The sequence below is a fragment of the Streptococcus infantis genome, assembly GCF_047464615.1.
GTDB classification, from domain to species: domain Bacteria; phylum Bacillota; class Bacilli; order Lactobacillales; family Streptococcaceae; genus Streptococcus; species Streptococcus infantis_Y.
This window is the reverse complement of sequence record NZ_JASHBO010000004.1, coordinates 101838-119544: the sequence shown is the minus strand read 5'-3', so window position 1 is coordinate 119544 and position 17707 is coordinate 101838. Positions and strand designations below refer to the sequence as shown.

20 protein-coding genes are annotated in these 17707 nt (G+C 36.8%); 12 read left to right on the top strand and 8 right to left on the bottom strand.

The window, feature by feature from the left end:
* Window positions 1–119: 119 nt before the first annotated feature.
* From QM450_RS03555 to QM450_RS03540, 4 genes are all read right to left on the bottom strand, one after another.
* On the bottom strand, window positions 120–740 hold the full coding sequence (locus QM450_RS03555) for a histidine phosphatase family protein (RefSeq protein WP_414319678.1): 621 nt from the start codon (window positions 738–740) through the stop codon (window positions 120–122).
* On the bottom strand, window positions 737–1222 hold the full coding sequence (locus QM450_RS03550) for an aminoacyl-tRNA deacylase (protein ID WP_414319677.1): 486 nt from the start codon (window positions 1220–1222) through the stop codon (window positions 737–739). The genes QM450_RS03555 and QM450_RS03550 overlap by 4 nt, the downstream gene beginning before the upstream one ends.
* Complete coding sequence (locus QM450_RS03545; RefSeq protein WP_414319676.1) at window positions 1222–2064, bottom strand: DUF368 domain-containing protein; 843 nt, start codon at window positions 2062–2064, stop codon at window positions 1222–1224. The genes QM450_RS03550 and QM450_RS03545 overlap by 1 nt, the downstream gene beginning before the upstream one ends.
* A 109-nt stretch (window positions 2065–2173) precedes the next feature.
* Entirely contained in the window at window positions 2174–2974 is an 801-nt protein-coding gene (locus QM450_RS03540; RefSeq protein ID WP_414319675.1) for a glycoside hydrolase family 25 protein, read from the bottom strand.
* Window positions 2975–3130: 156 nt separating this feature from the next.
* Between QM450_RS03540 and glmU the strand changes: the two genes are divergently transcribed.
* The 8 genes from glmU (at window position 3131) to QM450_RS03500 (ending at window position 11005) form a co-directional block, all read left to right on the top strand.
* On the top strand, window positions 3131–4510 hold the full coding sequence (glmU, locus tag QM450_RS03535) for a bifunctional UDP-N-acetylglucosamine diphosphorylase/glucosamine-1-phosphate N-acetyltransferase GlmU (RefSeq protein ID WP_414319674.1): 1380 nt from the start codon (window positions 3131–3133) through the stop codon (window positions 4508–4510).
* Between the two features lie 9 nt (window positions 4511–4519).
* Window positions 4520–5083, top strand: a complete 564-nt coding sequence (locus QM450_RS03530) for an NUDIX hydrolase (RefSeq protein ID WP_311522314.1) — start codon at window positions 4520–4522, stop codon at window positions 5081–5083.
* Window positions 5076–5387 carry a cell wall synthase accessory phosphoprotein MacP gene (gene macP / locus QM450_RS03525; RefSeq protein WP_000517859.1) on the top strand — a complete coding sequence of 104 codons (312 nt, stop codon included), beginning with the start codon at window positions 5076–5078 and terminating at the stop codon, window positions 5385–5387. The genes QM450_RS03530 and macP overlap by 8 nt, the downstream gene beginning before the upstream one ends.
* Before the next feature lie 10 nt (window positions 5388–5397).
* The gene (locus tag QM450_RS03520; RefSeq protein ID WP_414319673.1) at window positions 5398–6093 is read left to right on the top strand and encodes a 5'-methylthioadenosine/adenosylhomocysteine nucleosidase; all 696 of its coding nucleotides are present in this window, start codon (window positions 5398–5400) and stop codon (window positions 6091–6093) included.
* Between the two features lie 140 nt (window positions 6094–6233).
* Window positions 6234–8522, top strand: coding sequence for a DNA helicase PcrA (gene pcrA / locus QM450_RS03515; RefSeq protein WP_414319672.1), 2289 nt, complete (start codon window positions 6234–6236; stop codon window positions 8520–8522).
* A gap of 540 nt (window positions 8523–9062) precedes the next feature.
* Window positions 9063–9323, top strand: a complete 261-nt coding sequence (locus tag QM450_RS03510; RefSeq protein ID WP_045763891.1) for a SemiSWEET family transporter — start codon at window positions 9063–9065, stop codon at window positions 9321–9323.
* 105 nt (window positions 9324–9428) lie between these two features.
* On the top strand, window positions 9429–10130 hold the full coding sequence (locus tag QM450_RS03505; RefSeq protein ID WP_414319671.1) for a response regulator transcription factor: 702 nt from the start codon (window positions 9429–9431) through the stop codon (window positions 10128–10130).
* Window positions 10127–11005 (top strand): sensor histidine kinase, encoded by an 879-nt coding sequence (locus QM450_RS03500; RefSeq protein WP_414319670.1) that lies wholly within the window; start codon window positions 10127–10129, stop codon window positions 11003–11005. Before QM450_RS03505 ends, QM450_RS03500 begins: the two co-directional genes overlap by 4 nt.
* Window positions 11006–11044: 39 nt before the next feature.
* Here QM450_RS03500 and QM450_RS03495 read toward each other — a convergent pair whose 3' ends face one another.
* The 3 genes from QM450_RS03495 to QM450_RS03485 form a co-directional block, all read right to left on the bottom strand.
* Window positions 11045–11803: an ABC transporter permease gene (locus QM450_RS03495; protein WP_075231328.1), complete on the bottom strand. Its 759-nt coding sequence runs from the start codon at window positions 11801–11803 to the stop codon at window positions 11045–11047.
* Between the two features lie 10 nt (window positions 11804–11813).
* On the bottom strand, window positions 11814–12722 hold the full coding sequence (locus QM450_RS03490; protein WP_075231329.1) for an ATP-binding cassette domain-containing protein: 909 nt from the start codon (window positions 12720–12722) through the stop codon (window positions 11814–11816).
* Window positions 12723–12991: 269 nt separating this feature from the next.
* On the bottom strand, window positions 12992–13801 hold the full coding sequence (locus QM450_RS03485; RefSeq protein ID WP_414319669.1) for a Cof-type HAD-IIB family hydrolase: 810 nt from the start codon (window positions 13799–13801) through the stop codon (window positions 12992–12994).
* A 179-nt stretch (window positions 13802–13980) separates the two neighbouring features.
* On the opposite strand from QM450_RS03485, the gene QM450_RS03480 reads away from it, so the two are divergent.
* The gene (locus tag QM450_RS03480) at window positions 13981–14652 is read left to right on the top strand and encodes a lysostaphin resistance A-like protein (RefSeq protein ID WP_414319668.1); all 672 of its coding nucleotides are present in this window, start codon (window positions 13981–13983) and stop codon (window positions 14650–14652) included.
* A 50-nt stretch (window positions 14653–14702) separates the two neighbouring features.
* Here QM450_RS03480 and QM450_RS03475 read toward each other — a convergent pair whose 3' ends face one another.
* Window positions 14703–15878: a helix-turn-helix domain-containing protein gene (locus QM450_RS03475; RefSeq protein WP_414319667.1), complete on the bottom strand. Its 1176-nt coding sequence runs from the start codon at window positions 15876–15878 to the stop codon at window positions 14703–14705.
* Between the two features lie 150 nt (window positions 15879–16028).
* On the opposite strand from QM450_RS03475, the gene QM450_RS03470 reads away from it, so the two are divergent.
* From QM450_RS03470 to QM450_RS03460, 3 genes are read left to right on the top strand one after another with little or no spacing between them, the layout of a single operon-like run.
* Window positions 16029–16706 carry an AzlC family ABC transporter permease gene (locus QM450_RS03470; protein ID WP_414319666.1) on the top strand — a complete coding sequence of 226 codons (678 nt, stop codon included), beginning with the start codon at window positions 16029–16031 and terminating at the stop codon, window positions 16704–16706.
* A gap of 26 nt (window positions 16707–16732) precedes the next feature.
* The gene (locus QM450_RS03465) at window positions 16733–17062 is read left to right on the top strand and encodes a branched-chain amino acid transporter permease (RefSeq protein ID WP_414319665.1); all 330 of its coding nucleotides are present in this window, start codon (window positions 16733–16735) and stop codon (window positions 17060–17062) included.
* Between the two features lie 30 nt (window positions 17063–17092).
* Complete coding sequence (locus tag QM450_RS03460; RefSeq protein WP_414319664.1) at window positions 17093–17620, top strand: DUF308 domain-containing protein; 528 nt, start codon at window positions 17093–17095, stop codon at window positions 17618–17620.
* Window positions 17621–17707 lie beyond the last annotated feature (87 nt).

The following is a 17707-nucleotide window of genomic DNA, read 5'->3' as shown; positions in this document are numbered from 1 at the left end:
CAATTCTTGATACGATGAGTCTTTTTTGCGATACTCCCATTTTATCATAAAAGTCAAATAAATTCACGGATATTCTACAAAATCTAAAAAGAACTTAACAGTGATTGTTAAGTTCAGTTCTAATTTTGATAAGAAGTGTCGTTCCATTCCAAAAGGTTGAAGTTTTTAAAGTCTTCTGTTTCGACAATAGTCACACTAGCATTTGCTAAACCACCATCTTTTCTAAGTAGTGGAGTATCATAGCCTAGAAGAGTTCGAATACTGGCTGTGAGATTGGCACCGTGACCAACAATCATAACATGTTCAAAAGGTTTGGACTCTAATGATTTGATAAATTGAATGGTTCGTTGAGTTGTTTGATAGACAGACTCTGCTCCAAACATAGTCGAATCGAATTTTGCTAGATTGGTACGAAAAGCTTTTAATTGCTCGGGATAGATGGCTTCTAAGGTTGCAAATTTTGCACCTTCAAGTTTTCCAAGTTGCCATTCTCTTAGTGAGGGTATCTCCTCTAATGGACAGCTGTTTTTCAGTTGACTTTGGATAATTTGAGCGGAAGTTTTAGCACGAGGAAGATCACTAGAATAAATCACATCAAATGAAGTTTCCTGAAGATATTGGCCTAATTTTTTTAAGGTTTCAATGGATTTCTCAAGGAGTGGAGAGTCCCCGCTTGCTCCTTGAAAACGTCCCTCAAGATTCCAAAGTGTTTTACCGTGACGAATAAAATAGAATTTCATGTGTTACTTGCCTCCAAGATATCTGCAAATTCAGCTTTAACAAAGGATGCTAGATCTTGAGGATTGATAATGATACTATGACCAACCTCCCCTGCAGAAACAATCATTTCATTCAGTTGAAGAGCAGTTTGGTCGATAAAGATAGGATAGTTATGTTTTTGACGGATTCCAACTGGATTATTGGCACCGTGGATATAGCCTGTTGTTTTTTCTAGGTCTTTTTGTGGAATCATGCTGACTTTCTTATTACCAGAAATCTTTGCAAGCTTCTTTTCAGAAAGGTGTTCAGTGATAGGAAGGATACCGATAAGGGGACCAGTCTTGTCTCCCAGAAGAGCTAAAGTCTTGAAAATTTGACTTTTATCGTAATCTTGAGGTAACTCACCTTCCAAGGCATTAATTTGAATTCCTTTATGATTAATTCCTGCCTTGGTTAAAATTTGTTGAACCAAGGTTTTCTTGACTTTTACTTTTTTTGCCATTATTTATACTTATCCTCCAATTGACTCATCCAGATTCCCAACCAAATCCCTAGGGCAAAGAAGAAAGCAATCAGTACATATGATACTAGTGACAAACCACTGTAACTAATACTTTCAGCATTTCCAGCGTTTGGAATAAGGATCAAGAGTGTACTTGAAAGAACAATTCCGATGATAAAGTGGTAGACACGAGATTGATAGACTCGGAGAGCGTAGTCCATAAATTTTGAAAAAATTATAAGAGTAGCGGCAGCTCCAATTCCTATTGGAAGGAAGGTACCAAATAAATCAAAAGTCTTAAACCCTGTTAACATAGGCCCATAAAGGCCAAGAATCAAGAGAAGATTGGAAGGACTAAGCCCAGGAACCAAAATACCAAGGGCCAACAAACAACCAGCCAGTGTGAAGTTAAGGAAGCTTGCAGATAGAGAACCAACTACAAAATTCAAGGCATAGAGGGCGATACCTGAGATGATGAAGGTTGCCCAAAACCATATGTGGTCAACCTTATCTCTATTAGAGTCACGAGTTGATTCTTTGACAAGACTTGGGATGGTACCAATGATAGCTCCAGCAAAACTCCACAATACGTACACTTGATAATTCTCTAAAAGATACTCGATTGGATAGGAGAAAAGTCCGATGCCTAGAAGCATCCCAATACCGACAGGAAGGAAAAAGAGTACATCTTCTTTTAAATTCTTAAAAGGATGGGCAAGAAAACGAATCATTCTTTCATAAATTCCTAAGATAGCAGCCAGAACGCCGCCAGAAATCCCTGGTAGAATGAAACCGAGAGCAATAACAATTCCCTTAATAATTTTTGATAGCCATGATAACATAGAGTTCCTCCGAGATTCATATTCTATAAAGATAAAACAGTGATTTAATACTGAAAAATAAAGAAAAGCAAGCAGAAAGCAATGTCTGACTTGCTTATGGTGATAGTGATTAAGGATTTAAAAATAATTTTCTAAAGGTTTCTTCCTTGTTCTTTGATGAAGAAATAAGGTTCAAATCCAGATGATTTTCAAAGCCTCCAAGGCTTCCATGAGAGGTGTATTGGTGAAGTTCATAGTTAAGATCTGTTTTTGGAGCACTCTCGTAGTAACCCGAGTTGGTTCCATAGGACGGTATCCAGATTGCTGAGAAATTTTCCGTACTGATACTATGCTCCTCCATAAAGTAGACACCAACATAGATACCGATATTTTTAGCTCCCAATGAAGCTAATTTAGCACGAAAGGCCTCAACACCCTTGTTCATGTCAGACATAGTCTTGTCTTCAACATCCAACCAATAGTAGCTAGGATTATAGGGAGAAGCAGCATTATAGAAAACTTCGGCAGCTTTTTCCATTTCTTCGACATTTTTACCAGCTACAAAGGCATAAACAGCGACTGGAATATTCCGTTTTTGAAATTCTGTGATATGTTCTTTATAAGCCTTATCAACCCCATTTTTAAATGAAGCATCGTTTTCAACAGAAGCTTGAGCCCCACTATGAACCCGAACGATTGCACCTGAAATATTTTGAGTTAAGGTGTCATAATTGATCTCTGATGGTCTTTGCCAGCCAGAAACATCAATAATCGGCTTGTTGATATTATGTAAAGCTTGAGTTTCTACTTGAACTGGATTTTGCTTTGTTTTGACTGGATGGTCTTCGAACTTGGGTCTATTGATGATTAAAATACCCATGAGAGTAGCTAATACAGTAAAAATAAAAACAGGATTTATTTTCTTTCTCATACTTTTATAGTGTATCGTAAATGGTGAAAAAAATCAAAAAAAAATACTCGAAATCATCTAGAGAATGCGATGTTTTAGAGCCTTTACCATCTTTTGTGTTTGAAAAAGCAAATTTATGATATAATATAAGGGAATTTCTATAGAAAAGAGAAAATTATGGCAAATTATGCAGTTATTTTAGCAGCGGGTAAAGGTACTCGTATGAAGTCAGATCTACCAAAAGTCATGCACAAGGTTGCAGGAATTTCAATGCTTGAGCATGTTTTTCGTAGTGTAGGGGCCATCAATCCTGAAAAAACAGTAACGGTTGTTGGACATAAGGCAGAACTTGTGGAGCAAGTTTTAGCTGGTCAAACTGATTTTGTAAGACAGTCTGAGCAATTAGGAACTGGTCATGCGGTTATGATGGCTGAGCCAATTCTTGAAGGACTTTCTGGACAAACATTGGTTATTGCTGGTGACACACCACTCATTACTGGTGAAAGTCTAAAGAACTTGATTGATTTCCACGTTAATCACAAGAACGTAGCTACAATCCTTACTGCAGAAGCTGAAGATCCGTTTGGTTATGGGCGTATTGTTCGTAATGAGAATGCTGAAGTGCTTCGCATCGTGGAGCAGAAGGATGCGACTGATTTTGAAAAACAAATCAAGGAAATCAATACAGGAACCTATGTCTTTGATAATGCTCGTCTTTTTGAAGCTTTGAAGAATATCAATACCAACAATGCTCAAGGCGAGTACTATATCACTGATGTGATTGGTATTTTCCGTGAAGCTGGCGAAAAAGTCGGAGCCTATACTCTGAAAGACTTTGATGAAAGTCTCGGTGTAAATGACCGTGTCGCACTCGCTACAGCAGAAGCAGTTATGCGTCGTCGCATTAATCAAGCACATATGGTCAATGGAGTTAGTTTTGTGAATCCTGAAGCTACTTACATTGACATCGATGTTGAGATTGCTCCAGAAGTTCAAATCGAAGCAAATGTAACCCTCAAAGGTTCTAGTAAGATTGGTGTAGGAACTGTTTTGACCAACGGAACTTATATCGTTGATAGTAGCATCGGAGCAGGAGCAGTAATCACCAATTCAATGATTGAGGAAAGCTCAGTTGCTGATGGCGTTACAGTTGGACCTTATGCTCATATCCGTCCAGGCTCAAGCCTTGCGAAAGATGTACATATAGGGAACTTTGTTGAAGTCAAAGGTTCAAGCATCGGTGAAAATACAAAAGCTGGTCATTTGACTTATATTGGTAACTGTGAAGTTGGTAGTGATGTCAACTTCGGTGCAGGAACCATCACTGTAAATTACGATGGTCAACACAAGTTTAAAACAACCATTGGTAACAATGTTTTCGTTGGTTCAAATTCAACCATCATTGCTCCAGTAGAACTCGGAGATAATTCTCTTGTTGGGGCAGGTTCAACTATTACTAAGGATGTTCCAGCTGATGCCATTGCTATTGGACGAGGTCGCCAAATTAATAAGGACGAATATGCAACTCGCCTCCCTCACCATCCTAACAATAAATAGGAGCTAACGATGGAATTTGAAGAAAAGACGCTTAGTCGTAAAGAAATTTATAAAGGACCTATTTTTCAGCTAGTTCAAGATCAGGTTGAACTACCTTCTGGAAAAGGTAGAGCGCAACGTGATTTGATTTTCCACAATGGTGCAGTTTGTGTTCTTGCAGTCACTCCAGAAAATAAGATTGTTCTTGTTAAGCAATATCGCAAGGCGATTGAAAAAGTCTCTTATGAAATTCCTGCAGGTAAGCTTGAAGTAGGTGAAAATGCAGATCCAGAAGCTGCAGCACTTCGGGAATTAGAAGAAGAAGCGGCCTATACTGGTAAATTAAGCCTTCTTTATGATTTTTACTCTGCGATTGGATTTTGTAACGAGCGCTTAAAACTTTACTTGGCAAGTGATTTGACAAAAGTTGAAAATCCTCGTCCTCAGGATGAAGATGAGACTTTAGAGTTACTTGAAGTCAGTCTTGACCAAGCTAAAGAACTGATCCAGTCAGGTGATATTTGTGATGCCAAGACTATCATGGCTATTCAGTACTGGGAATTACAAAAAAATAGTGGAGGAACCCATGGGTAAACCTTTATTAACAGATGAAATGATTGAACGTGCCAATCGAGGAGAGGACATCTCAGGGCCTCCCTTGCTAGATGATGAGGAAACTAAGATTTTACCGACTTCTTCTCAAAATTTTGGCTATTCGCGAACCAAAGATCATGGTTTTAGCCAGGATACACTGACCATAGAAGTTGAACCTTCTATTCACAAAAGTCGTCGGATTGAAAATACTAAGAGAAATGTCTTTAATTCTAAATTAAACAAGATTCTTTTTGCAGTCATTTTTCTTTTGATTTTGTTGATTCTAGCAATGAGATTTATTTAAGGGGTCTATCATGAAAATTGGAATTATTGCAGCTATGCCAGAAGAGCTAGTTTACTTGATTCAACACTTGGATGATGCCAGTGAAGAAAAGGTTCTGGGAAATAGCTATCATACTGGTATGATTGGTTCTATTGAGCTTGTACTTGTAGAGAGTGGTATTGGTAAAGTCATGTCTGCGATGAGTGTCGCTATCTTAGCGGATCACTTTCAAGTCGATGCAGTGATTAATACTGGTTCTGCTGGTGCAGTGGCAAGTGGAATCGCAGTAGGGGATGTAGTGATTGCAGACAAGCTTGCCTACCACGATGTTGATGTGACTGCCTTTGGCTATGATTACGGTCAAATGGCTCAACAGCCTCTCTATTTTGAATCAGACAAAAAGTTTATCAGCTTGATTCAAGAGAGTTTGTCTAAACTGGACCAAACTTGGTATTTAGGTTTGATTGCGACAGGAGACAGTTTTGTTGCTGGAGAAGATAAAATCAAAGCGATAAAAGAGCATTTCCCTCAAGTTCTTGCTGTAGAGATGGAAGGGGCAGCTATTGCTCAAGCAGCTCAGGCTTTGAACCTTCCTTTCTTAGTCGTTCGTGCTATGAGTGACAATGCCAATCATGAAGCATCCGTTTCCTTTGATGAATTTATCGTAGAAGCAGGACGTCGTTCTGCCCAAGCCCTAATGACGCTTTTGCAGTCTATAAAGGATTAATAGAAGAATTACTAAGAACACTCCTCCAGTGTTCTTTTCTTGTCTAATCTCCTAAAGTAATCAGAAGGCTCTTAAGAAAAGTTATTTTCAAACTTTTTTGATATAATAGAAACATTGACTTGAAGAATAAGGAAGAGAAAATGAACGAATTATTAAAGGGAATGAATGACCGTCAAGCCGAGGCTGTTCAAACCACAGAAGGCCCTTTGCTGATCATGGCGGGGGCAGGATCTGGTAAGACTCGTGTTTTAACCCACCGTATTGCCTACTTAATTGATGAAAAGATGGTCAATCCATGGAATATCTTGGCCATTACCTTTACCAATAAGGCTGCACGTGAAATGAAGGAGCGTGCTTATGGACTCAATCCAGCTACTCAGGACTGTTTAATTGCGACCTTCCACTCTATGTGCGTGCGTATACTACGTCGTGATGCTGACCACATTGGCTATAATCGCAATTTCACGATTGTGGATCCAGGGGAGCAGCGGACGCTCATGAAACGTATTCTCAAGCAGTTGAACTTGGATCCTAAAAAATGGAATGAACGCACCATTTTAGGAACTATCTCCAATGCTAAGAATGATCTGATTGACGATGTGGCTTATGCTGCCCAGGCAGGAGATATGTACACGCAAATTGTAGCTAAGTGTTATACGGCCTATCAGAAAGAACTTCGTCAGTCAGAGTCGGTGGACTTTGACGACTTAATCATGTTGACTTTGCGGCTCTTTGACCAAAATCCTGATGTTTTGACTTATTACCAGCAAAAGTTCCAGTACATCCACGTTGATGAGTATCAAGATACTAACCATGCCCAGTATCAATTAGTTAAACTCCTGGCTTCTCGCTTCCAAAATATCTGTGTAGTTGGGGATGCAGACCAGTCTATCTATGGTTGGCGTGGTGCTGACATGCAAAATATCTTGGACTTTGAGAAGGATTATCCTCAAGCCAAAGTTGTTTTGTTGGAGGAAAATTACCGTTCAACCAAGACCATTCTCCAAGCAGCTAATGATGTCATTAAAAACAATAAAAATCGCCGTCCTAAGAGTCTCTGGACTCAAAATGCAGATGGTGAACAAATTGTCTACTATCGTGCCAATGATGAACAAGACGAGGCTATCTTTGTAGCCAAAACCATCGATGAACTTGGTCGAAGCCAAAACTTCCTCCACAAGGATTTTGCGGTTCTTTACCGTACAAATGCCCAGTCTCGTACCATTGAAGAAGCTCTGCTCAAGTCCAATATTCCTTATACCATGGTTGGTGGGACAAAATTCTACAGCCGTAAAGAAATTCGTGATATTATCGCCTATCTGAATCTCATCTCTAATTTGAGTGATAATATTAGTTTTGAACGCATCATTAATGAACCTAAACGTGGCATTGGACCAGGAACAGTAGAGAAAATCCGTGACTTTGCCAACCTACAAAACATGTCGATGCTTGATGCTTCAGCTAACATCATGTTATCAGGGATAAAAGGCAAGGCAGCTCAGTCGATCTGGGATTTTGCCAATATGATTCTTGATTTGCGGGAGCAACTGGATCAATTATCCATTACTGAGTTAGTGGAAGCAGTCTTGGAAAAGACAGGCTACGTGGATATTCTCAATGCACAGGCTACTTTGGAAAGTAAAGCTCGCGTCGAAAATATCGAAGAGTTTCTTTCTGTTACCAAAAACTTTGATGATAATCCAGATAATCAGGAAGAAGAAACTGGACTGGATAAACTCAGTCGCTTCCTCAATGACTTGGCTTTGATTGCTGATACTGACTCGGGCAGTCAAGAGACATCAGAAGTAACCTTGATGACACTCCATGCTGCCAAGGGACTGGAGTTTCCAGTTGTATTCTTGATTGGGATGGAAGAAAATGTCTTTCCACTTAGTCGCGCAGCAGAAGACATGGATGAACTAGAAGAAGAACGCCGTCTGGCCTATGTCGGTATCACGCGCGCAGAAAAAATTCTTTATCTGACCAACGCTAACTCACGCTTGTTGTTTGGACGTACGAACTATAATCGCCCAACACGTTTTATCAATGAGATTAGTTCAGATTTATTGACCTATCAAGGTTTGGCTCGTCCAGCCAATAGTAGCTTCAAAGCATCCTATAGTAGTGGAGGTGTCGCCTTTGCTCAAGGCATGAGCCTAGCTCAAGCTCTACAAGATCGCAAACGCAACGCAGCACCAAGATCCATTGAATCAAAAGGACTACCTTTTGGACAATTTGCATCTAATAGTAAATCTTCTTCTAGTGAAACAAATTGGTCAATTGGTGATATTGCCCTTCATAAGAAGTGGGGTCAAGGGACTGTCCTTGAAGTATCAGGTAGTGGATCAACACAGGAATTAAAAATCAATTTCCCAGAAGTCGGACTCAAAAAACTCCTAGCCAGTGTAGCACCGATTGAGAAAAAGTAGTACATAGTTTCAATTTTTGAAGTTAATGATAATAGATTCATTTGTTCTATGGAAATCAGTGGTATATGACTATGAAAAAGAATACGAATTTATAACCTTTACAGGTTATTGAAATTGGTAAAAATTTTCATTCTAACAATAAACTTGAGGGTGAATGTGTTTTAGATCCTAAACTTTTAAGATTAGAGCACTCTTATCCATATGAGTTTGAAAAGATGAATTGCAAAGGTTCAACATTATGGTTCATGCTGGTAAAGTATCCGCCAAATAATTTTTTATTCGGAGACTATACATTAGTAATTTCAGATAAGGAGGCGAAGGTAGTTTTTTATTTGGATGTAAATGGTCATCCGAGATTTTTTAAATAATAATAGTATGATAAAACTGTTAGCCACCATACCTTTTCTAAAGATAAGAACAAACAAGTTACCTCTGGTCACAATCTTGTGATAATTTACATTTTTTTAACAAAAAGTTTTTTTGCTCACACGATTTTAGAAAATAGTGTATAATTGAGACTGTTTTTGAAAGGAGAAGAAAATGACTGAAAAACAAATGAAAACTTTAGGTTGGATTGCAACCTTTATGTCTGTAATGATGTATGTCTCTTATATTCCTCAAATTATGAACAACCTTGCGGGTCAAAAAGGGAATTTTATCCAACCAGCAGTAGCTGCACTTAACTGCAGTCTTTGGGTTTACTACGGTCTCTTTAAAAAAGAACGAGATATTCCTTTGGCAGCAGCCAATGCACCTGGTATCGTTTTTGGACTTATCACCGCTTTGACAGCTTTAATTTAATACATAGAATGAACTCTTCTTCGTATTTAACTATGAAGGTGAGTTTTTCTTTATCCGAAATTCCTAAAAAAACATGATATAATACTATTAGAAAGGTTGGTGTTTATGGCTAGAATACTTATCGTTGAAGATAATAATGAGATTCAAGAAATTTTGAGAACTCTACTTTCTGAGAAGCATGAGGTGATTCAGGCTTTTTCTGGTACTGAAGGAATGATACGATTTGAACAAGGTGACATTGATCTAATCTTGTTAGATATTATGCTTCCAGGAAAAAATGGTGATCAGGTTTTAAAATCCATTAGACAAGATAGTTCAATTCCTGTCATCATGCTAACTGCACTAAGTGATAAAAAGCTCATCAGCCAATATCTCTTAGATGGCGCTAATGATTATATCGTAAAGCCTTTTGATTTGGATGAAGTTTTTGCTAGGGTTACGGTTCAATTACGTCAAAACAGTGACAAGCAATCAGCTGAAATAGAACATCCTGACAAATTGATTCAACAGTTAAAAAATATTCAATTTGATGCAGATAGTTTTGAAATCAAAAATTGCCAGGAAACTATTCGCCTAGCTAAGAAAGAATGCTTGATTCTCCAAACCTTGTTGGGACATCCTAAGAAAATTTTCACGAAAGAAGAACTCTATGAATTAGTCTGGGAGGATACTTATTTACCAGGCGACAATACTCTCAACACTCATTTAAGTAATCTCCGTAAAAAATTAAGCCAACTAGATCCAGAGCAAGAGTATATTGAAACTATCTGGGGAGTTGGTGTTCGATTAAAAGGAGATGAGCAATGATCTATATTTTACTTTCTTTGCTACTACTGGTTATTATCCTATTGACGATAGGGTTGATTCGCTATCATCTAGCACTCGTGAACTTGAGCCAACAAGTTGAAGAAAAGATTCATACTGGAAGTATGAAGAGAATCGGAGTGTCAACTTTCTCCAAGGATTTTTTACATCTTTACCAGCAAATCAATCATCTCTTTCAAGAAGTTGAGCAATCACGCTTGATTATGAAGCGTGAGAAGCAGACCTTGGATATGGCTATTAGCAATATTGCCCATGATATTCGAACACCTTTAACGATTGCGTCGGGTTACACTCAGCAATTGCTTAAAACAGAAAATCCTGAGTCTGAGAGTTTGAAAAAAATTGCTCATCATCTCAATCAAGTTTCAAAACGGCTAGAGGCTCTTTTGGACTATCGTCGATTAATGGAAGGAGCAGTTAAACCTGACTTATCTGAGTTAGAAGTCTCGACATTTATGACACAAAAATTACTAACCTATTATGATTCTTTTCAGACGGCAAAGATTGACCTTGATTTGCAAGTAGAACCTGGTCTCTATTTATTAACAGATCCAGATTTATTAGACCGTATGTTACAAAATCTTATTGGCAATGTTCTGAAACATGGTAAGGATGAAGCGATATTTTCTTTGAAAGAAGTGGACAATCACATCTGTTTGGAAATTGCTAATCTGGTTAAACAACCGATTCGTAAAATTGAAAATCTCAGTCAACGATTTTACTCTGAAAACCTATCCGATACAGAAGAATCCTCTGGTTTAGGTCTTTATATTACAGAAGAATTATCTCACCTACTAGGGGCAGAACTACAACTAAGTACAGATGGTGCTTGGTTTACAGTTAAGATACTCTTTTAAAACAAGTAACCTCCTCTTTTTGAACAGAGGAGGTCATTTTTATAAGCTTTTCTTTTTGAAAACAGCAAGTCCACTTATGGTAAAGAATAGAATAACAGTCACTGTAACGACAATGGTGTATAGAACAGCTTGACTATAGACAGTCATGGCATAGGCAAAATTCAAGGATAAATAGCGTAAAATCTCGATATCTGGAAAGATAAGCATCGGTGTTGAAAGCAAGATAGAACTGATTAAATAGCCTATGAAAACAGCCAAATAAGAATGAGTCACATAGAGAATGAAGGAAACAATGGAAAGCCAAGCAAGAAGACATAGGAATTGAAGACCAATTGTTAGAAGTAGATTGCCAATAAATCCTTCTGGCATCGTACCAACCCCGTTTAGGATAGTTGCTGGTACAAAAGCAATAACTAGGCTAACAAAAATTTGCATTAGAGCGATACTTGCTAATACAACAGATTTGGCAAAGAAGAATTCTGTACGAGAAACACCCACTGTCAAACTATTTTTATAGAGTTTTCCGATAAGATCAACTCCTAGAACTAAGCAAGCAAGGATAATGCAGAGGAAAACTAGGTTTGAACCTTGACTCGATGCGTTAATAAGGGCTTGAATACCATCCCAGCCTTTACTTGGAAGTTCAGTTTCTGGAGGTGTTGTATCAACTGACATTAGATGTCCTGTAGCCCCAATAGTGGCTCCCATCAACATGAGTGCAAAGAGAACAATCTCTGTAATCCAAAAGCCTTTGGAACGGAAAAGACGGTAAAAGTCTGCTTGAATTGTGTGTATCATGGTGTTCCTCCTATTTTACTAATTGTGTGAAGTATTCTTCAAGATTTTGACGAGCATAGTAAATCTCATCCACGGCAACATCTGCTAGAGTAAGTTCTTTGAGAATGCGTTTGACATCTTGTTCATGACTAAAAATATGAATCTCATTGTCTGAATTAACAACTTTAAATTCAAGATGTACTTTGTCTTTTAAGATTTGACTAGCTTTTTCTTTGTCACTTGTTTTTAGAACAATATAGTCTTCGTTAAGTGTCTCAAATTCGGCCTTACTGATTTCTCGAATGATTTTCCCTTGGTCTAAAATTCCAAAGCGATTGGCAACCAGATAGAGTTCTGACAAGATATGACTAGAGATGAGAATTGTTATTCCTAGTTCTTGATTCAGACGTTGAATCATTTGACGAAACTCTTTGATACCGATTGGGTCAAGTCCATTGATGGGTTCATCAAGGATGAGAAAGTCTGGTTTTGATAGGAGGGCAATCGCAATGCCTAAGCGTTGTTTCATACCAAGAGAGAAATCTCTAAAAACTTTTCTACCTGTATCTGTTAACCCCACATACTTTAGTGTTTCCTGAATGACTTGATCAGCATTTGGGATATGTCGAATAGTACAATAGTATCTTAGATTTTGATAGGCTGTTAAATGATTGTGAGCTACTGGGGATTCAATGACTGAACCTACTCGAGATAGGGCTTTCGTGCACTCCTTATACCCTTGACTAGAAAAGAGGGAAATAGTTCCATGGTCAGCAGATAATAATTGGGTAATGATTTTAATCAAAGTTGTTTTACCAGCCCCATTCTTTCCGATAAGTCCATAGATATCTCCTTCTTTTACTGAGAGATTAAGATCTTGTAGAATGGGTTGTTTGCCAAATTGTTTGGACAAGCCATGGATTTCGAGGACTGTTTTCATAGTTTTCTCCTTTAACCTTTAATACTCAATGAAAATCAAAGAGCAAACTAGGAAGCGAGCCGCAGGCTGTACTTGAGTACGGCAAGGCGAAGCTGACGTGGTTTGAATTTGATTTTCGAAGAGTATAAGATGTTTTATTTTTATAACTCTAGTATAAAGCATAGATATCAAAGAATCGTCAAGCATTTCTAAAGAGTTTCTAAAGTTTTTAAGTTTCTAAAAAATAAAAGCCCAGTTGGCTAGAAATACTAGTTGACTGGGCTTATTTTCTACAAAATATATTTCTCAATAGCGCGTGCAACGCCGTCTTCTTCGTTGCTGGCAGTTACGGCATCAGCAAGAGATTTGACGTGGTCGCTGGCATTTCCCATGGCAATCCCAAGCCCTGCAAATTCTAACATCTCAATATCGTTATTGGCATCACCCATGGCCATGATTTCAGAAGGTTGAATATCTAAAATCTCAGTCAAGCGAGAAAGAGCTGAAGCTTTTGTTGTACCAAGCGGCATTGCTTCATAGATAACTGGTTGTGAACGAACTCCGCTAAATCTCTGACAAAGTTCATCAGCAAATTGTTGTTCAAAATCATCTGTTTGTTCTTTTGTACCTAAGAACATACCCTGGAACATGCGATATTTACCACTGGTAGCTTCCTCTAGTGAAATTTCAGTCAGGTCAGAAAAGACAAGTGTCGCATCGTATTTTACGATAGGATTTGGTTCGCCTCCGAGAACGAAGTAGTGTTCCTCGTCAAAGAGAGTCAATTGGACCTCACTCTTTTCAGCAAGATCATTCAGGTATTCAATGTCTGATTTGCTAAGTTCTCTCCAGTCAACCAGTCCCCAATCACTAGTTTGGTGGGTAGAACAACCATTGTTGACGATGACGTATTCATTCTGCAAATCAAGACCAAGTTTCTTATAGTAGGGAAGAACTCCAAAGAGAGGGCGACCAGTACAAAGAACCAGTTTAACACCTTTGTCGATAGCCTTATGAATGGCATCAATATGAGCCTGAGGGATTTCCTTGGCTTCGTTGAGTAGAGTTCCATCCATATCAAGAGCAAGTAATTTAATCATAGTATTTCCTTTTCACGTATTTTGTCTATATTATAGCATATTTTGGATGAAATAAGGATTACTATGTCAATTTAGGATGTTTCAATTACAATTCATGATTTGAAGAAGCTTTTTGGCAAATATATGCTATACTAAACTTGCAATATACTGATAATGGATAAAAAAGCAGAGGACTTATCATGAAAAGAAGAACAGTACAGATTTTACTAGCCTTGTTAGTAATTATTTATAGGAAGACATGGTTTTGGTGGATTTTTAATCATTTTGCAGGTAGGCTTGTACCTGCTAGTAGAGAATTTTTTCAAATTCTTGCTTTTTTAGAGTTTAGCGTTACTTTTCTAGCTATTCTTTATTTACTAGTATTCGAAGGTAGGAAAATTCTTGAGTTGAAGTGGAAATGGAGATATCCAGTTTATTTGATTCTTGCTTATGGTGTCAATTATCTTTTAGATATTGCATTGTCCTTTTTAACCCCAGCAACGTCCAATCAAATTGCTTTAAATGAATTGACTGAGATGACAGGGCAACAAGAGTTACCTTATCTTTTACTTATTGTTTGTCTGCTAGGACCAATTACAGAAGAATTGGTATATCGAGGAGTTCTGATGAATACATTTTTGAAAGATTCACCTTGGTATGGAGATGTTTTACTATCAGCCTGTGTCTTTGGCTATGTGCATGTCAGTTCAGGTTTAACACCACTCGCCTTTTTCACCTATGCAAGTGGTGGAGCAATTTATGCATTCCTCTACCGAAAAACTCACTCTCTCTATTATCCCATTTTACTCCATATCATGATTAACATTACAGCATTTTGGGAATTATGGGTACTCTTGTTTAATTCTAGGTAAATACTAAAAAGTCGGATTTTATTCCGACTTTTTTGATACTAAACAATTATTTATTGTTTTGCTTTTCGATATTGGAGAGGTGTGCATCCAGTCACTTTTTTGAATTGATTTTGGAAATAAGACTGGCTTGAAAATGCTAGATAGCTACTGATATGGCTAATTGGTTTATCCGTATAAGCTAATAAATCCTTGGCTTCTTCGATTTTAGCTTCTAAGATTGCTTCATTGATTGTCTTATTTGTTTCATTTTTAAATTGCTTGCTAAAGAAGGAGTAGCTAAAGCCAACGTGATCTGCAACCATCTGAACAGTCAATGGTGTGTTCGTATGATTTTGAATGTAGTCTAAAGCATCTTTGACTGGTTGACTAAGATTGGACAGTGACTTACTGTCTGCAACTCTCCTAACAAAATCCATATACATGGTGTAGGTAAGACCGTATATACTTACTTCGTCTGATAATCGTTCACAATCATTAATGTAGATATCACTCAGCTGATAAGCTTTCTCGATTGATAATCCACCTTCGATTGCGGCACGAACTGCCAGAGTAGTAGTTGTAATAAAAATGTTTTTAAGTTGACGAAGTTTATTAGTGGACAGTTGTCCAGCATGATACGTTTGATCTTGTTTCACCAATAAATTATGAAGCTTATTGCTATTACCGCTAGTAATCGCTTGGTTTATTCGTTTTTCAAAATAATAGGTATTGTGATAACGAGCCTCTTCCTTTGCATCGTACAATTGATCGGTTAAATCCTCTTGGATACTCTGTTTTGTTGGCTGGATAAGTCCAAAGAGTTCAAATATATTGATTTGTTTTTGTTTTAAGGCTGTATAGACCTGATCTAGAATGTAAATACTTTGATTGATAGACGTAATTGGTATTTGTCGAATGACTTGCTCTAATTGTTTTCTTTCATCAAAAATAACATCCAATTCATTAAAAAAATTATTCAGCTCTTGAGAAGTAGGACTATCTGTACAAAAAGGACCTAGAATTAATGTACCATTAGACTTTTCGAGATTAATCTTAAAAAAAATGGAAAAACCAGATACATATAAAATAGCTAAATCAACCTTCTCTTCAAATTTTTGGAAAATATTTTTAAAAGATTGAGCTTGAGCTGGAATGGTTGTTAACAACTCACCTTTGTGATTATAGTAGGAAATCGGAATATAGTTAGCGTGGTAGAACGAGTTGCAGTACTGAAAAACATTAATCATAAGATTATTTTATAAAAAAAAATAGAATTTTACAATAATGAAATATTCTATTTTGTTAAAATGAATTAAATAATTCTGTTGGTTAAGTTAGTACTATTACTATAGTCTAAATAATCGTATTTTTATTAAAGAGATGGGTGAGCTATTAGAATGAGAAAAAATAAAATAATAGAAGCTTTAAAAGTTGCGTTTCCTCATACAATCCCAATTTTTGCTGCATTTTGGTGCTTGGGATTGAGCTACGGAATTTATATGTACCATCTAGGATTTTCAGCATGGTATCCATCCTTGATGAGTTTACTGATTTTTGCAGGTTCAGTTGAATTTGTCGCTGGGAATATGCTTTTAGGAGCTTTTGATCCTATTCAAGCTTTATTGTTAACTATTATGATAAATGCTAGACATCTTTTTTATGGTTTAGCTATGTTAGAGCCTTTTCGGAATACTGGTTTTAAAAAAGTCTATCTTATCTTCGGGATGTGTGATGAATCCTTCTCAATAAATTCTAGTGCAGAAGTACCAGACGGTGTGGATCGTGGTTGGTTTATGTTTTTTGTGACCTTACTCAATCATCTATACTGGTTTTCAGGAGCTACGATTGGTGGTTTACTTGGTAATTTACTTTCGATTAAGGTAGAAGGTATTGAATTTGTTATGGTAGCCATGTTTGTAGTCATTTTTATGGAAAGTTTCAAAAAGAAAAATCAGAAACTTAGTTCTATCATTGGTTTGTTTGTTTGTTTCATTTTTCTGTTTCATTCTATTTGGAAAAGAATATTTTATCCTTGCAAGTATGGGTTTAATTATTTTTATTTTTACATTATTTAGAAAGAAACTGGAGGCAGATTTATAAAATGACAATTTTTCAACAAATTGTGACAATAGCTATGGTCATATTAGGAACTTTAATCACACGTTTTGTCCCATTTCTCTTATTTCCATCGGAGGAAAAAACACCGACCTATATCCTGTATCTTGGAAAAGTATTGACTCCAGCAATTTTTGGTCTCTTGGTTATTTTTAGCTTAAAGGATACTCAACTGACTGTAGTATCTGATGTAGTTCCAAAGCTCGTCTCCGTATTACTTGTGATTTTATTACATAAATGGAAGAAGAATATGCTACTTTCTATTGCTGGTGGTACATTGTTTTATATAGCAATCATTCATTTAAACATACTGTAACATTTTGTTAACTATTTAGAGGAGATTCTTATGTTTATTAAAAGAGATTGGTTAAAACTAAATTATCTCAGTGCTCTTATTCCTGTATTTATAATCTTGTATTTAGTTTTTCATACAGATTTAGATTTACAGATATACGCTTCAATACTAGCAAGTTATTTTATATTTGTAGGATTGAAAGATTTTGTAGTTTATTTTACAAAATCAAAAAATTTCTGGACCTTTAGCCAGGCAATTCTTCCAATAGGATTTTCAATTATTTTGTTATTCTTTAGTATAAAAGATGTTACAAGTTCATCACCTAGTTATGTTGGAATGTGGGCTATTATGCTTGGAATAGCTTACATTGTCATAGGTTGGCAATTGTATGATTTGAAAATCTCAAAAGCAAAACAGACCTTACTAACAGGGGTTGTATTGATTGTATTTGCTATGCTTGTATTGATTCCAACTAACATTACGAGTCCAGTTTTTGCTTATCTAGTAGGTCTATTTTTTTTAGTCGATGGATTAGAAAGTATGATTCAAAAAAACTACAATCAAAAAGGGACCACTTGAAAACAATAATAATAAAACTGTAAAGGCTATTCTTGAAATATAGAGAATAGTTTTTTTATGTCTTTGTTCAAGGAATATTAGTATCAC

What these genes read in the sequence shown, in the direction of transcription:
- QM450_RS03555 (WP_414319678.1), bottom strand. Translation starts at nt 740, where the DNA reads ATGAAATTCTATTTTATTCGTCACGGTAAAACACTTTGGAATCTTGAG.
- QM450_RS03550 (WP_414319677.1), bottom strand. Translation starts at nt 1,222, where the DNA reads ATGGCAAAAAAAGTAAAAGTCAAGAAAACCTTGGTTCAACAAATTTTA.
- QM450_RS03545 (WP_414319676.1), bottom strand. Translation starts at nt 2,064, where the DNA reads ATGTTATCATGGCTATCAAAAATTATTAAGGGAATTGTTATTGCTCTC.
- QM450_RS03540 (WP_414319675.1), bottom strand. Translation starts at nt 2,974, where the DNA reads ATGAGAAAGAAAATAAATCCTGTTTTTATTTTTACTGTATTAGCTACT.
- glmU (WP_414319674.1), top strand. Translation starts at nt 3,131, where the DNA reads ATGGCAAATTATGCAGTTATTTTAGCAGCGGGTAAAGGTACTCGTATG.
- QM450_RS03530 (WP_311522314.1), top strand. Translation starts at nt 4,520, where the DNA reads ATGGAATTTGAAGAAAAGACGCTTAGTCGTAAAGAAATTTATAAAGGA.
- macP (WP_000517859.1), top strand. Translation starts at nt 5,076, where the DNA reads ATGGGTAAACCTTTATTAACAGATGAAATGATTGAACGTGCCAATCGA.
- QM450_RS03520 (WP_414319673.1), top strand. Translation starts at nt 5,398, where the DNA reads ATGAAAATTGGAATTATTGCAGCTATGCCAGAAGAGCTAGTTTACTTG.
- pcrA (WP_414319672.1), top strand. Translation starts at nt 6,234, where the DNA reads ATGAACGAATTATTAAAGGGAATGAATGACCGTCAAGCCGAGGCTGTT.
- QM450_RS03510 (WP_045763891.1), top strand. Translation starts at nt 9,063, where the DNA reads ATGACTGAAAAACAAATGAAAACTTTAGGTTGGATTGCAACCTTTATG.
- QM450_RS03505 (WP_414319671.1), top strand. Translation starts at nt 9,429, where the DNA reads ATGGCTAGAATACTTATCGTTGAAGATAATAATGAGATTCAAGAAATT.
- QM450_RS03500 (WP_414319670.1), top strand. Translation starts at nt 10,127, where the DNA reads ATGATCTATATTTTACTTTCTTTGCTACTACTGGTTATTATCCTATTG.
- QM450_RS03495 (WP_075231328.1), bottom strand. Translation starts at nt 11,803, where the DNA reads ATGATACACACAATTCAAGCAGACTTTTACCGTCTTTTCCGTTCCAAA.
- QM450_RS03490 (WP_075231329.1), bottom strand. Translation starts at nt 12,722, where the DNA reads ATGAAAACAGTCCTCGAAATCCATGGCTTGTCCAAACAATTTGGCAAA.
- QM450_RS03485 (WP_414319669.1), bottom strand. Translation starts at nt 13,801, where the DNA reads ATGATTAAATTACTTGCTCTTGATATGGATGGAACTCTACTCAACGAA.
- QM450_RS03480 (WP_414319668.1), top strand. Translation starts at nt 13,981, where the DNA reads ATGAAAAGAAGAACAGTACAGATTTTACTAGCCTTGTTAGTAATTATT.
- QM450_RS03475 (WP_414319667.1), bottom strand. Translation starts at nt 15,878, where the DNA reads ATGATTAATGTTTTTCAGTACTGCAACTCGTTCTACCACGCTAACTAT.
- QM450_RS03470 (WP_414319666.1), top strand. Translation starts at nt 16,029, where the DNA reads ATGAGAAAAAATAAAATAATAGAAGCTTTAAAAGTTGCGTTTCCTCAT.
- QM450_RS03465 (WP_414319665.1), top strand. Translation starts at nt 16,733, where the DNA reads ATGACAATTTTTCAACAAATTGTGACAATAGCTATGGTCATATTAGGA.
- QM450_RS03460 (WP_414319664.1), top strand. Translation starts at nt 17,093, where the DNA reads ATGTTTATTAAAAGAGATTGGTTAAAACTAAATTATCTCAGTGCTCTT.